Origin of the sequence: Paraherbaspirillum soli (assembly GCF_042654985.1) — a bacterium.
Classification (GTDB): domain Bacteria; phylum Pseudomonadota; class Gammaproteobacteria; order Burkholderiales; family Burkholderiaceae_D; genus Paraherbaspirillum; species Paraherbaspirillum soli.
Window position 1 is genome coordinate 45,373 of record NZ_JBHSMT010000028.1, and the last position, 14,091, is coordinate 59,463.

Genomic DNA, 14,091 nt, shown 5'->3' on the forward strand with positions numbered 1-14,091 from the left:
CGACGGCAACGTGATGGAAGGCAGGCATAGCATGAAACTTTATCTACTCGTGTGCGCAGCAGTCGCCTTGCCGCTGGCGGTGATGGCCGAGACGACGGTGGACGGCGCCACGCTGGGCCAGCTGGACGCCATCGTGGCCCAATGCGGCCAGGCCAACCCGAGCGACAGCGTCAAGTACCAGGAATTGCTGACGCCCTTGATTGCCGATGTGCCGCCGGCGGAAGTCGAGGCGGCACGCCAGACCGACATCTATCGGCAGGCCTATGACGCGATCACCGAGCAACTGGCGAAGGCCAGCAAGGACGACGTGGTGGCGGCATGTGCCGGCGCCATAGCTTCAAATAACTAAGCCAGAGAGCAGCATGAACAAGTCCGGGATTGCAATCCAAATCACCACGCTGGCGGCGCTGTTGGCGGCCGGCGCCTGGCTGGGCGATGCTGGTGCGAAGGCACCGGTCGCCAAGACTTCGCCCTATCTGCCGGTCAAGGTGACCAAGACCGCCAAGAGTTATTACCAGCTGTTTGGCGGCATTGACAATATGAGCGTGCGCGAAACGGCTTCCGGCAACTTGATTCGTTTCAGCTACCGGGTGGTCGACCCGGCGCGCGCCAAGCTGCTGGTCGACAAGAGCGCGACCCCTTATATGTATGGACTGAGGAGCCATGCGGTGCTGCAAATCCCGGTGATGGACAAAATCGGCCAGCTGCGGCAGACCGGTGTCGCGGAAGCCGGCCAAGAGTATTGGATGGTGTTTTCCAACAAGGGCAATCTGGTGAAAGCAGGGGATCGCGTCAATGTGATGATCGGTTCCTTTCATGTCGATGGGCTGCTGGTCGAATAACAACGCGAGAGCGCGATCTGCGGTATTTGAAATGGGGAGGATGTACTCATGAAACGATTTCTCTTTGTGGCGTGCGGCTTGCTATCGCTTGCCGCCTCGGCCAAGGATGTGGCGCCGACCAGCCATCTGAGCGCGGCGCAGATTGTCGACAAGAACGTGGCAGCGCGCGGCGGGCTGCAAGCCTGGCGCGCGGTCAACACCTTGAGCATGTCGGGCCAGATCGACGCCGGCGGCAAGACCGATGCCAAGCTGCCGTTCGTGATGAGCATGAAGCGGCCGCACAAGAGCCGCTTCGAGCTGCGCTTCCGCGAGCAAACCGCGGTGCAGGTCTACGACGGCACCCAAGGCTGGAAGGTCAGGCCCTTCCTCGGGCGCGATGAAGTCGAGCCTTACACCCCGGCCGAAGCCAAGTCGGCCGCCGGCATGACAGAACTGGACGGGCCGCTGGTCGATTACGCCGCCAAGGGCATCAAGGTCGAGTTGCAGGGCATGGATAAGGTCGAGGGGCACAGCGCCTACAAACTCAAGCTGACCATGAAAAACCAGGAGGAGCGGCATTTGTGGGTCGACGCCAGCAGTTTCCTGGAACTTAAAATCGACGGCGAACCGCGCAAGCTGGACGGCCGGATGCACAACGTCGCCATCTATTATCGCGACTACAAGACCGAACACGGCCTGACCGTGCCCTACCTGCTGGAAACCGTGGTCGAAGGGGCCAAGCCGAGCCGCAAGATGACCATCCAGCATGTGTCGGTGAATCAACCGATGGACGATGTGTACTTTGCCAGACCGTCGGCCGGCGCTCAGGGGGCTCTGCCGGTTCAGCCAGCAGGGGGGTAGGCGTCCATGAAGATCAAACGGATCGCAATGTGGACGCTGGCCGCCTGCATCCCGGCGCTCGCGTTCACCGGGGAGCCGGCCACCGAGCCTGGCCTGAGCGTGGCCCAGATCGTCGAAAAAAACGTCGTCGCCAGGGGCGGCGCCGAGGCTTGGCGCAAGATTCAGACCATGGTCTGGCAGGGACACGTGGAGAGCGCGAACTCGGCCGTGCCGACGCTGCCGTTTGCGCTGGAAATGAAACGGCCCAACAAGACCCGCTTTCAAATTACCGCCCTCAACCAGATGGCGGTGCGCGTGTTCGACGGCACCCAAGGCTGGAAGCTGCGCCCGGCCCATAGCGGCAAGCTGGATCTGCAGCCTTACACGCCGGAGGAGGTGAAGTTTGCGCAGGAAGAGCAGGTGATCGACGGGCCGCTGATCGACCATGAACAGAAGGGCGTCGCCGTCAGCCTGGATGGCGTCGATGACGTCGAGGGCCGCAAGAGTTATCGCTTGAACGTCCGGCTGCCGTCCGGCGTCAGCCATCACATGTGGATCGACGCTCAGACATTTTTGGATATCAAGTACGACCGCGAGACCCGCAACCCCAAGGGCCAGCCGGTGACGGTATCGGTGTTTTACCGCAACTACCAGAGCGTCGAAGGCTTGCAGATCCCGCTGCTGATCGAAACCGGCGTCGGCGCCACCCCGCGCACCAATAAGCTGGTGATCGAAAAAGTCGCGCTCAATCCGCCGTTGGACGACTGGCGCTTCGCCAAACCCGATGCGCCGGGACACAGTACTTCGGTGTCGATCGGGCCCGAGACGCCGCAGGCCGCTCGCGACACGCACCGGCCGGGTCGCTAGCCATGGGCCGCCGACTGCTGCGGCCGCTTGCGCTGGTTGGCTTGCTGTTGGCAGCAGCGCTTGCCACATTTGTCGCGCCGGCCTGCCAGGCCAGCGACGCTGCGGCCGCGAGTGCGGGCGAAGCGATCTTTCGGCGCGGCATATTGAGCTCGGGCCAGCCGCTCGAAGCCAGTCGCGAGGCCGGCCTGCGCACCCAGGGCGCGGCTGCGGCGTGCATCAATTGCCATCGCCGCAGCGGCTTGGGCGCCAAGGAAGGGCGCAACACGATCCCGCCGATCACCGGTCGCTACCTGTTCCACCCGCGCGCCCAAGACCAGGACAATCCGGACCTTGATCTGCCGTATGTCGAGGGGATGCGCACCGAGCGCGATCCGTACACCGATGCCACCCTCGCCAGGGCCATTCGCGAAGGAATGGACGCCGAAGGCCGGCGGCTCAGCTACCTGATGCCGCAGTACGCGCTGAACGATGCCGACATGGCAGCGTTGATCGCTTACCTGAAACGTTTCGACCAACGCCGGATACCAGGGGTCACGGACACGGTGCTGCACTTTGCCACCATCATCACGCCCGATGCCGACCCGGTGAAGCGGCGCGGCATGCTCGACGTGCTTGAACACTATTTCACCGACAAGAACGCCTCGCCGTTCGGCGCGACGCCGCCGCTGCGCACCTCGCGCAAGATGATGTTCATGGCCAATCGCCGCTGGCAGCTGCACGTGTGGCAACTGACCGGTCCGGCCGCCACCTGGGAAGATCAACTGAAACGGCATCAGGCTGAGGAACCTGTGTTTGCGGTGGTGTCGGGACTGGGCGGCAAGAACTGGGCGCCGGTCCATGCGTTCTGCGAGCATGAGGCGATACCCTGCCTGTTTCCCAACGTCGAGACTCCGGTCGACGCCGGCAGCGATTTTTATTCACTGTATTTCTCCAAGGGAGTGATGCTGGAAGCGGACCTGATCGCCAAAAAAATCCTTGATGCAGGCAGCGTCGCCAAGAAGGTGCGCCAGATCTATCGCGCCGGCGACAGCGGCGAGGCGGGCGCCCAGGCGCTCGCGGCGATCTTGAAACAGCGTGGGATTGCTGTCTCCAGCCGCGTGCTGACGCCGAGGGAGAGCGTCGCCAAAGCGCTGCGCCGGACTAAAGGCGTGGATGCGTTTGTGCTGTGGCTGCGCCCGGACGATATCGCGGCGCTCGCCGGCACGCCGGCGCCGGCTACGGTGTACATGTCGGGCTTGATGGGCGGACTCGAACGCGCGCCGTTGCCGTCCAGTTGGCGCAGCGCCACGCAGCTGGCCTATCCGGTCGACCTGCCGGATCGGCGCCGGGTCCGCGTCGACTACGCGCTCGGCTGGTTCGCGATCCGCCGCATTCCGGTGGTCGCGATCCAGGTGCAGGCCGACACCTATCTGGCCTGCGGCCTGCTGGCGGAGACGCTGAGCCACATGGTCGACACTTTCGTCCCCGATTACCTGGTCGAGCGCATCGAAGACATGCTCGGACACCGCATCCTCACCGGCTACTATCCGCGCCTGACGCTGGCGACGGGTCAACGTTTTGCCTCCAAGGGGGGGTATATGGTCCGTTTTGCCGAGCCTGAAGGCATGCGGCTGGTTGCCGACGGCGACTGGGTGGTGCCGTAGCGGCACGCGGAGAAGCGATCCAACTATGGAGAAATCATCATGAAAACAACTATCAAATCCCTGGCCGCCAGCCTGGCGCTGGCCGCATCGTTTGCCCCCGGCGCGTATGCCGGCGGCGCTCCCGACATGCACATGCACGACCATCACATGATGCCGGAGCTGATGCGCTCGAACGTGGACTATGCGCTGCCGAAGGTCTCACTGATGCGGGAAGACGGCAAAGCTGTCTCGCTGATCAATGAGATGAACGACGACGGCCGGCCGGTGATCCTGACTTTCATCTATACCACCTGCACCTCGATCTGTCCCATCATCAGCCAGACCCTGTCGCAATTGCAGAGCGAGCTGGGCAGCGAGCGCGACAAAGTGCACATGATGTCGATCTCGATCGATCCGGAGCAGGACACGCCTGCGCGTCTGCGGCAGTACGCCAAGAAATACGGCGCCGGCCCCGAGTGGCAGCACTACACCGGCAGCGTCGCGGCCAGCATCGCAACGCAACGCGCGTTCGACGTCTACCGCGGCGACAAGATGAACCACAACCCGGTGACCTTGCTGCGCGCAGCGCCCGGCAAATCGTGGCTGCGGATCGACGGCTTTGCTACTGCGGACGATCTGTTGCGGGAGTATCGCAAGCTGGAAGAGGGCGAGTGATTCGGTTTGGCGGCTTGCTTCCGTTTCGCAAGAAATGTAGTTCACCGGGGGCAGATTTTTTTTACGCGGGGGGGGGGGGTAACGCGTAAATTACTCTGCCCCCGCGGAGTACGCGCGGCCGGTCTGCGTCGCAATTGCCACGGTACGCAATAAAGTCTATAGTTCTGCCCGTCCGTTGGATAAAACATGCCGCGTAATGCGGCTTTTTCTTGTCCAGGCACTGCACCACAATCGATCGGCGCAATTTCTGTAACTGGTCCAAGCCAGCAATCCGGCGCGCGATTACCCCGACCCGGAATGTACGCGGAACAGGCTGATAGGGAAATCGATAGCCTTAACCAAGGCAAGTAGGGCGGATGAGCGCAGCGTTATCCGCCGCTGGATGCGTCACAAATGTTTGAATCTTCCGATGCGGCGGAAGGCGCTGCGCTTTTCCGCCCTACGTTGCACACGTTTTACTCCATAGTTTGTTAAGCAAGGCAGAGACAGGTTCGGCTAGGGCCGTCGAAAAAAAGCTGATGTTGTCAAGCTGGCACCTCGAAAAACCTACTGCACGGTTATGCGTCAACTGAATAACATCTCAAGTCGCTATGAGGTTGGTGCGGAGGTTATTGGCAAACATCCATATGGAAATATATGAAAAATTGGAATCAGTATGTTTTTTGAGTCCCAGCAATTTGACACCCGCCTGAAAAAGCCATTTGGATGGTCTGATAACGTGTTTCGTTATTGCGACTTCGCTCACATCAACGCTGAAGGCGGCGATGTTGATTCTGTTTTCGTGAGTTGTACATTTGAAAAATGCGATTGGTACTGGGGGATTTTTAACCTTGCTGTATTTGTGCAGGTCAAGTTCACCAACTGCACATTTCGCGGAACTGCATTTTCAGGGAGCAAATTCATCGAATGTGAATTTGTGGACTGTGAATTTACGCTCGACAATCTTAATAGTGAATGTTCTTTTGAAGATGTGGTTTGGTATGGATGCATACAGAAAAATTGCAAGGGATTGGCAATTCAAAACACAAGCAATGGTTCAACTTGGCGCTAGGATTTTGGACGCAATGACATGACAAAAATAGCTAGCGGTTGCTTGTCAAAGCTGTATTTGGAGATTGATCAGCATGAGCGTCGCATCGACCGAGCAGTACTGTGTTTGGGTGATAGCAATTGGATAGAGCTAACTGCGATTGTCACAAATAATCAAGATGGATTTATCGTACCCCCGCCGTTTGGATGCGAATGTATCGTGACCGACATTTCGGATCGTCAGTGGGGTAATGCGAGCTATGAGATCGAATTCGTCTCATCGTATTCCAGGGATGGAATTTTTTGGGCAAAGGGTTTTCGTGAAGTCGCCGGAATTTCATGAAATGAGCGAAATCAGGAGCCTGTCAGATTTTCTGAGTGCATAACTCTACAAATGAAATCAAAAATCCGCCTAAGCAAGATTTGGTTCGATGATGACGTGGTTGAACTAGACATTGACGTCTCAGATGGCAAGTCCTCGTTTGCTAATTCCGTCTATGTAGGTCATCAGCGCCTCAAAGAGATTGCCTCAGAACTGGATCGTTTTAAAGATCAAGTTGATGGAGGTATCTACGATCTACGATTGGGGGAATTCGGTCCTGAGTTTGTTTCGGGGGCTTTCCACGCCAGGATGCATTTCCATGATCGTGGCTACATTTACATTACGGTGTTGGCCCAGTCCGAATTTAAGGATTTTGCAAGGAAAAATGTCGCGAGTGAAGCTACGCTTTATCTCGTTTCGCAACCAGCGCTGCTTGATGATTTTATTCGGGCATTGACTGCTTTAAGCATCGGGCAACGAGATGATGCTGAGCTTGAGGCTGTTTAACTTTGAGGCCTAGGATGCCATTTCCTAATGCCTACTATCGGCCAGAAGCGAGCACTCGGTCCCCGTTAAACTCATAGAAGAATCAATATCTAAATAGAGAAGAAATGGATCAATTCACTTTGATGCGCACTTAAACGAGTTAGAAGAAAAGCTAGCCTGGTCGTCGTTGTCGTGATATATGGACGCCTGGTTTGAAATGTTTTCAATTTCCCCGTATAAAACTGATTAGGGTTCATGAATGCGTTCCACGTCGCGCACGATTACAAACCCACTCGAAGCTTTTGCAATTTCGGCGATCTGCTTCGGTTGGTCGATTTATTCGTCAACTCAGGCGGTATCGGCAGGCTTCAATAGCGGCGCATTTACAGACGCAAATCTACTCTCCATCATCCTCATGGAAATAATCTTGGGAGGCATTGCGTTTCTGATTCTTTACCTCCGAAGGTTCGCGGTCTCTACGCTCTATCCTGCGCCGTCCCTCATCGGGATTATTGTTGGGATCGCTATTTATGTGGCGGCATTGGGTGTCGTGTGGGTGTCTACAGCCCCATTCGTATCAAGCCTAGGGACTCAGCCTATTGACAGCATGGTGTCGAATGCATCTGTTTCGTTGTCGACCGTAATCATAATGGCGTTGACAAATGGCGCGTACGAGGAAGTTTTTTTACTTGGCTTCCTCCTTCGAGGAATGAGAGGTTATGGCCTTTCAGTTGCGATGGGTGTGTCGCTTTTAGTGCGTGTGCTTTATCACCTTTACCAAGGGCCGGTTGGGGCAATCTCGGTCTTGGCTTTTGGCTTCGTCCTGAGTCTCTATTACGTCCGAACCGGCTCGTTATTTCCCGCGGTGTTTGCGCATATTCTGGCTGATATCATTCCCTTTCTATGAACTGTCTGAGCCTTAGCCCATCATTCGAGTGGACAGCTTAGGGCTGGTCAGAATAAGTTGGGCGTCCATGATTGCCTCTCGATGCACCGCAACGGTGTCTTGGTTTGCACAGCAGGCATCGCCAACGCCTCCCTTCTCTCTGTACACCTCGCCGGCGGCCTAGGCGATGATGAACCAGCGACTATTCTTGTCTCTGGAATGCAAGACCTTTCCGAGGAACGAGACGCCCATGTTTATTGGGTCCACGAAACTCCGCTCGTCTAAGAGACGATCATCTGTCCTTTGCGCTCCTCAAAATACTGCTCCCATTGGTCACACGGATTGGCGTCAGATTTAATCTTGACATGCCGTTGTATTGGCATAAATTTAACCAGAGGTGAAATGTACGTTCGAAACGCAAACACACAGGTGTTCGCATGCCTCAAGCACTTTCAATTGGGATACTGACGGCGGGTAAACAACTCCGCCCTTGCGTTGAGCAGCCGGTATGTTTCATTCACAACAAAAGGAAACAGGAATGGCCAAGTATTTGCTTATCGAGTCGCGCGACCCGTTCGAGAACAATATTGTTGCGCGCCAGTACGATCTGGCGGTGAATCTGGTGAAGGAAGGCAACCAGGTCACTTTGTTCCTGGTACAGAATGGCGTGCTGCCGGCGCGACCCAGCAGTTGTTCGTCTCTCTTAACCGATACCGCGCTTGCCGGTGTCGAGGTTCTCGCCGACGACTTCGCGTTACGCGAACGTGGGATCGGAGCGACCCAGTTGGCCGAGGGCGTAAAAGCCGCGCCGCTTTCCGTGGTCATCGATCAGCTCGCCGAGGGCCGCAAGGCCATCTGGCACTAAGGAGGCCGCCATGTCAACGACACTCACCTTTGCCCTGATGGATCCCCCTTTCGAAAACGAGCGCAGCACGACGGCGCTGCGTTTGATCGATCTGGCGGTGAAACGCGGTTTCAACGTTAACGTGTTTGCCTACGAAGGCGCGGTCTTTTTGCCGTTTGCGAAACAGGCGCAGCACCCGAATGCCGTGCACGGCCGCAGCGTGGAAGAGGAGAACCACCCGCTGTCGCGGATCTGGATTGCGGCGCTCATGAACGAGGCCGCCGCCAAGGGCGCAAAAGTGGACTGGGTCAATTGCGGCTTGTGCGTCGACGAGCGCGGCGCGGGCGAAGCCATTGAGGGCGTGCGCCGGGGCAGTCCCGCAGACTTCTGGAAATTCGCCGAAGGCTCCGACAATACCTTGGTCATCGGTACCAAATAGGAGACCATCATGAAAGTGTTGAATATTGTCGAAGCGGCCTATCGCGGTACTCAGGAAGAGCAGGATGACACCATTATCTGGATCTGCTCGGCGCTGAAAGGCGCCAATGCCGACATCGATGTGCTCCTGCGCGGCAATGCGGTGAACTATGCGGTGAAGGCGCAGGACGCGAGCGGATTGTCGTTCGGGGGGCAAGAACAAACCCAGCCGCCCAAGATCGCCGAGGACCTGGTCTGGCTCAAAGGCAAAGGCGTCAAAATTTACGTGGTCGAAGACGCCTTGCGCGAACGCGGCATCGACCCCAGCGAGTTGATTGACGGGCTTGACTTCGTTCCACGTAGCAAGGTCGCGAAGCTCTTCGCGGACTATGGTCAGGTTTGGCATTGGTGACGTCCGACGCTGACTTCCGTGAACTCGCAATGCATCACTCCCATCCTTGTCCCAAACTTCTGAAATCCGACAAGGGGCAATCGTTTGCAGAAACGATACTGCACCTTGATCGGGAATGAAATGTAACGGACAAATCACACGCCCACCAAATGAGGATGATCTTTGATCCAGGAAAATCAGAGAGAGCTTTATATCGGCATGTGGGAAAAACCGAGATTTCTCCGAGTCCCGTCACGGTCTCCGGGCCTGACGTCCAGGATTTCATCTCCGGTTATTCGTTGCCCAAAGGATACCTTGGTCCTATACTGCCGTTCGGATTGAACGCGGCAACTGCCTGCCTTTGTTTGATAGCGTGACACGCATCGTCGAGCATGTTGCGTTGAATGTCAGCTATGCGATGACCAGCGAAACAATTCCAACCCAGGTCCCGCAGTAGCAAATCAATATCGTCTACGGTGAACAGATCGGATTGATCGACTTAAAGTCGCCCTTACGCGCCGTATAGAAAGAAAGTTTTATGAAGTCAATTAACAGCACCCTGTTTTTTTCAATTGCTCTTGCAATTTCCATTCCGGTTTCCACCGTCTCGGCTACCGACAAAACTATCGGCGCTCAAGCCTTGAAATTGCTTGAGCCGATTACTGACCGCAAGATCATTGACGGGGAATTGGCGTTCTGGGTAAAAGGCGAACCCGATGAAGGGCGCTATACATGGGTAAAAAATAATCCCTCACCCATTTATACGCCACCGAAACAGACGATATATTTTGTGACGAATCTGAATGGCGACAAAGCCTGGTTGCAAAACAATGGCCGGCTGATCGAACTTTCGCTCACTGCTAAAAAGGGCAATCCCAAGACCAAGAAGGAAGGCGCCAAATTTAGCCGTACTTTTTCCGGGCTGGGATTTACCGAGCGAGCCGAATACACGGTGCAGCAGGTCAATGAGCAAGACGATTGCACCAAAATTTGGTACGACGTGAACCTTGAAGTTACAAAAGACAATCAAAAAGAATCGAAAGTGGTTCGCTATGGCCTTGGATGCTAGGTTGAGCCCACCAAACGAAAGCGAGTCAGCATGAATAGCGAAACCGGCAGCATGGCGCCAACTGCATGCGATCCTGCGGAGCAACCCGTGACGGCCGGCATCATGCAAGCCGGCCAGCCCAGCCGCAGTGCGTTGACGGTGGCGATGCTGCGGGCGGCGCATCAATTGCTCGATACGCCCAAGGTGTTTGACGATCCTTTGGCGCTGCGCATATTGGGTGCCGAGCACGAGGCCCAGGTGCGGCGCGATCCGGCAAAATTCGATGCCGCGTTTTCACGTGTTTTACGTGCCGCCATGGTGGTGCGCAGCAGGCTGGCGGAAGACGAACTGGCGCGTGCGATGCAATCCGGCGTCAATCAATATGTGGTGCTCGGCGCCGGCCTCGATACCTTCGCCTACCGGCATGAGGGGCAGGGCGGGCAGGCGCTACGCGTGTTTGAAGTCGACCACCCGGCTACCCAAGCCTGGAAGCGCGACCTGTTGCAGCAAAGCGCGCTCGCTGTGCCAAGCTCGTTGACCTTTGTCGCGGTCGACTTCGAGCAAGCCATTTTGTCGGAGGAGTTGCGCAAAGCAGGTTGCCGGACCGACTTGCCGGTGTTTTTTTCTTGGCTGGGGGTGACGCTTTATCTCAGTCACGCAGCCATCTTCGAGACGCTGCAATTTGTGGCGTCGCTGCCGAAGAGCAGCGCGATCGTCTTCGATTACGGTGTGGCAGCCGAATTGCTCAACCCGATGGAACGCATGGGCATGGCGCATTTTGCCAAGAAATACGCGGCCCAGGGCGAGCCCTGGAAAACCACCTTCGATCCGGCGCTATTGGCCGATGAGCTGCGCGCGACCGGCTTTAGCGAGATCGAAGATCTGGGGGCGGCCGAGCTGCAGACACGCTATCTGGCTGATCGTCAGGACGGCTTGCGGCTGGGCGGCGGTACGCGATTGATGCTCGCCCGGGTCTGATCCGGATGGCGTTGAATTCTCAAAATAGAATAAGATCTCTCTTAGCAATATTCCAATTCCACAACTAAATTGCCTGTATTCAATGCTAGGATTCAGGCGGGTGGCTTTTTATGCGAAATTCAAATTAGCTTATTTGAAATTCTCATATGGACTCATCCTTCTTTCATAACGCAAATAACGAATAGGGAAGTTAGCTATGGAAATCATGATTGAAACAACACAGATCTTCATCACTGATTCGACAGAATCGGAATATCTGCAAGACGACATGAGTGGCGCTCTGGCAGATGTGAGCGTTTCTTGCTGCACATGTTCCTGCTCTTGCTGCTGCTAAATAATTGAATTCAACGGTGGGCAGGTGTCCAGGATGTTGCTGGTGCTGGTCTTGCGCACACCATCGAATGCATGTTTTAGCGCAGTTGCCGCTGCAACTCGGCAATGCCGGCGGCGCTTGGGCCAGAGTTTTGCGTCCAGGCTGCCGCCGTCACCCGGATTGACCGGTGCGGCCAGGCTTGGAGTTTGTTTTCCTGAAAAGATTATTGCGATATGAATGAACGTTTGTATATTTCGCCGCTGGCGGAAATCACCACCATCGGCGACGACAAGATTGTGCTGTCGGTGGTTGGCCGCCGTTTTACCGTGGAAGACCGGGTCGGCATGCTCAAGAGCATCCTGGCCAACGCCGAACAAGGCGTAACGCTGGCCGCGCTGACCGACCGTCTGTCGGAGAACTTCCCGGCGGAAGCGGTGGAGGCCGCCGTCAAGGCGCTGGTCGATACCAAGGTCCTGGTCAAACGCGATGGCCGCGCCAGCGGCGACGCCACCCATCAGCACCTGGAACACCGGCGCGAACTCGACGGCCTGATCGCGGCCGAGCAGAAAGCCTCTTACGATCCTGCCAATTGGGTACTGGCGCTGGCCGGTTCCGGCGCCTGCGCCGACGCGATTGCCGCCTCGATGGCGCAGCTAGCCGTGCAGGTCGAACGCCTGGGCGAGGATCAGCCGGTTCCCGATTACGGCGACAAGCGCGCACTGTTGCTGGTGTGTTCGGATTTCGAGAATTTCGGATTTTTCCGCAAGCTCAATGGCAAGGCCGTCGAGCGCGGCATTCCCAGCCTGTATCTCGGGATCGACTGGGGCACGGTGCAGTGCGGGCCGCTGGTGATTCCGAAGGCGACCGCCTGCTATGAGTGCTACTACCATCGGGTGCGCACCACGCGCAAATTCGTGGCCGAGTTCGACGCCCGCAGCAAGCAGGAAAACATTCTGTATCACGCGCTGCCGAGCAAGCTCGCGATCCAGTTCGGGGTGGCCGAGACTTCGCGCCTGATTCTCCAATTCCTGAGCGGCACGCTGGACAACCTGCATCAAAGCGTGTTCAGCGAGATCGACAGCCTGGCCGGCGAGATCAACCGCAGCCGCATTCTGCGTCTGCCGCGCTGCCCAGCATGCGGCACCGCCAACACCGCCCGCCCGGTCGGCAGCGTGTTCCAGCAAGCCTTGCTGCGGCGCAGGGCGTAAGCGATGGAGCGCCTGTCCGACGCCGGCCGCCTGGCCCTGATACATCAAGCCCTGGTGCACCGCCGCCACGGCATCATCACTTCCTTGCTGGAAGAAACCGAACATCCCGACGCCCGCGGTCTGTTCGTCTTTAACGCGCTGATGGTCGACATCAAGGCCATGATGATCGATCCGTCCCGCGCCAAACCGAACAATCCGACCGCCGACCGCGCCAGCCTGGCCGGTTCGGGCGCGGCCTTCGACCGCACCTCGGCGCTGTGGGCGGCGTTCGGCGAAGCGATCGAGCGCTATTCTGCGGCGGCCCATTTCGACGATCAATTGCATTACGCATCGCAGGCGGAATTGGGTCAGGCCGCGGTCGGCCTGGATCAATTCGTGCTGTTTGCGCCGGCCCAATATGAGGCAGAAGGATTCGAATACCTGCCGGCCGACGCCGATGTGACCCGGGCCTGGGCGCCCGCAGTCGACTTGGCCGATCGGGCGCGCGAAGCCTACGTGCCGGCGCAAATGGTCTACCTCGGCATGCAGGTCAAGAACAAACGAGAGATCGTGCTGCAATCGTCGTCGACCGGCCTGGCCTGCGGCATGGATGAGCAAAGAGCGATCCTGAGCGGCTTGTGCGAGGTGATCGAGCGCGACTCCTTCGCCGCGCTATGGCAGATGCGTTATGCGCCGCGCTCGCTGGCGGTGACCGATGCCACGATGGCGCAGCTGTTGCCCGGCGTGCAGCGCGCGTTGGACCATCCTTCGCTGGAAGTCCGGCTGTGGGACATCAGCACCGACATCGGCTTGCCGGTGGTGCTGTGCCTGGCCCGCAGCAAGACCGACGGCACCATGTCGCTGGGCGCCAGCGCCCATCTGCGGGTTGAGCAAGCGATCAACAAGGCGGTGATCGAAGCGCTGCACGGCTATGTCTGGGGCAGCTCTATCCTGACGGCCGGCACACCGCTGCCGGAACGCCAGCAGATCAAGAACCCGGGCGACCATTTCGCTTATTTCCTGGAGCCGTCGCGGCAATCCGCGATGGAATTCTTGTTCAGGAATGCCGACGTGATCCAGAGTTCGGACCCATCGCTGCACCAGCTCGACGATGTTGCGCAATTGCTGGCCCGGCTCACGGACCTGGGCTATCGCGCGCTGGCAGTCGACGTCACCTCGGCCGACATCGCCAGCCTCGGCTTTTGCGTGGTGCGCGCCATGATCCCCGGCTTGCATCCGCTGCTGTTCGGCGACGGCATGATCAGCCTCGACCAGCGCCGCTTGGAGCGCGTGGCGGCATACTGGGGGCTGGACGCCGTGCCGGAGCCGAATCCAGATCCCCACCCATTTCCATGAAAAACGCTT

General features: G+C 57.7%; 16 protein-coding genes. All 16 read left to right on the top strand.

The features are described 5' to 3' along the window. Positions 1-31 precede the first annotated feature (31 nt). Positions 32-349 carry a hypothetical protein gene (locus ACFPM8_RS16295; protein WP_378998895.1) on the top strand — a complete coding sequence of 106 codons (318 nt, stop codon included), beginning with the start codon at positions 32-34 and terminating at the stop codon, positions 347-349. A 13-nt stretch (positions 350-362) separates the two neighbouring features. Continuing rightward, a complete protein-coding gene (locus ACFPM8_RS16300) occupies positions 363-842 on the top strand; it encodes a hypothetical protein (RefSeq protein WP_378998897.1) in 480 nt (159 codons plus the stop codon). A 48-nt stretch (positions 843-890) separates the two neighbouring features. Further along, entirely contained in the window at positions 891-1,682 is a 792-nt protein-coding gene (locus tag ACFPM8_RS16305) for a LolA-like protein (protein ID WP_378998899.1), read from the top strand. Positions 1,683-1,694: 12 nt separating this feature from the next. Then, complete coding sequence (locus ACFPM8_RS16310) at positions 1,695-2,528, top strand: LolA-like protein (protein WP_378999391.1); 834 nt, start codon at positions 1,695-1,697, stop codon at positions 2,526-2,528. Positions 2,529-2,530: 2 nt separating this feature from the next. After that, positions 2,531-4,171: a c-type cytochrome gene (locus ACFPM8_RS16315; RefSeq protein ID WP_378998901.1), complete on the top strand. Its 1,641-nt coding sequence runs from the start codon at positions 2,531-2,533 to the stop codon at positions 4,169-4,171. A 39-nt stretch (positions 4,172-4,210) separates the two neighbouring features. Next, positions 4,211-4,825: an SCO family protein gene (locus ACFPM8_RS16320; RefSeq protein ID WP_378998903.1), complete on the top strand. Its 615-nt coding sequence runs from the start codon at positions 4,211-4,213 to the stop codon at positions 4,823-4,825. Between the two features lie 655 nt (positions 4,826-5,480). Beyond that, complete coding sequence (locus ACFPM8_RS16325; RefSeq protein ID WP_378998905.1) at positions 5,481-5,876, top strand: pentapeptide repeat-containing protein; 396 nt, start codon at positions 5,481-5,483, stop codon at positions 5,874-5,876. 372 nt (positions 5,877-6,248) lie between these two features. Then, the gene (locus ACFPM8_RS16330; protein ID WP_378998909.1) at positions 6,249-6,683 is read left to right on the top strand and encodes a hypothetical protein; all 435 of its coding nucleotides are present in this window, start codon (positions 6,249-6,251) and stop codon (positions 6,681-6,683) included. A gap of 238 nt (positions 6,684-6,921) precedes the next feature. Next, a complete protein-coding gene (locus ACFPM8_RS16335) occupies positions 6,922-7,569 on the top strand; it encodes a CPBP family intramembrane glutamic endopeptidase (protein ID WP_378998911.1) in 648 nt (215 codons plus the stop codon). A 517-nt stretch (positions 7,570-8,086) separates the two neighbouring features. Then, the gene (locus tag ACFPM8_RS16340; RefSeq protein ID WP_378998913.1) at positions 8,087-8,413 is read left to right on the top strand and encodes a sulfur reduction protein DsrE; all 327 of its coding nucleotides are present in this window, start codon (positions 8,087-8,089) and stop codon (positions 8,411-8,413) included. A gap of 10 nt (positions 8,414-8,423) precedes the next feature. Then, the gene (locus ACFPM8_RS16345) at positions 8,424-8,831 is read left to right on the top strand and encodes a DsrE family protein (RefSeq protein WP_378998914.1); all 408 of its coding nucleotides are present in this window, start codon (positions 8,424-8,426) and stop codon (positions 8,829-8,831) included. A gap of 9 nt (positions 8,832-8,840) precedes the next feature. Then, entirely contained in the window at positions 8,841-9,221 is a 381-nt protein-coding gene (locus tag ACFPM8_RS16350; protein ID WP_378998917.1) for a DsrE family protein, read from the top strand. A gap of 517 nt (positions 9,222-9,738) precedes the next feature. Then, positions 9,739-10,269, top strand: a complete 531-nt coding sequence (locus ACFPM8_RS16355; RefSeq protein ID WP_378998919.1) for a hypothetical protein — start codon at positions 9,739-9,741, stop codon at positions 10,267-10,269. A 30-nt stretch (positions 10,270-10,299) separates the two neighbouring features. After that, positions 10,300-11,226, top strand: a complete 927-nt coding sequence (locus tag ACFPM8_RS16360) for a class I SAM-dependent methyltransferase (protein WP_378998922.1) — start codon at positions 10,300-10,302, stop codon at positions 11,224-11,226. A 546-nt stretch (positions 11,227-11,772) separates the two neighbouring features. Then, positions 11,773-12,747, top strand: a complete 975-nt coding sequence (locus tag ACFPM8_RS16365; protein ID WP_378998925.1) for a TOMM precursor leader peptide-binding protein — start codon at positions 11,773-11,775, stop codon at positions 12,745-12,747. Positions 12,748-12,750: 3 nt separating this feature from the next. Further along, positions 12,751-14,082, top strand: coding sequence for a YcaO-like family protein (locus ACFPM8_RS16370; protein ID WP_378998926.1), 1,332 nt, complete (start codon positions 12,751-12,753; stop codon positions 14,080-14,082). Positions 14,083-14,091: the final 9 nt, after the last annotated feature.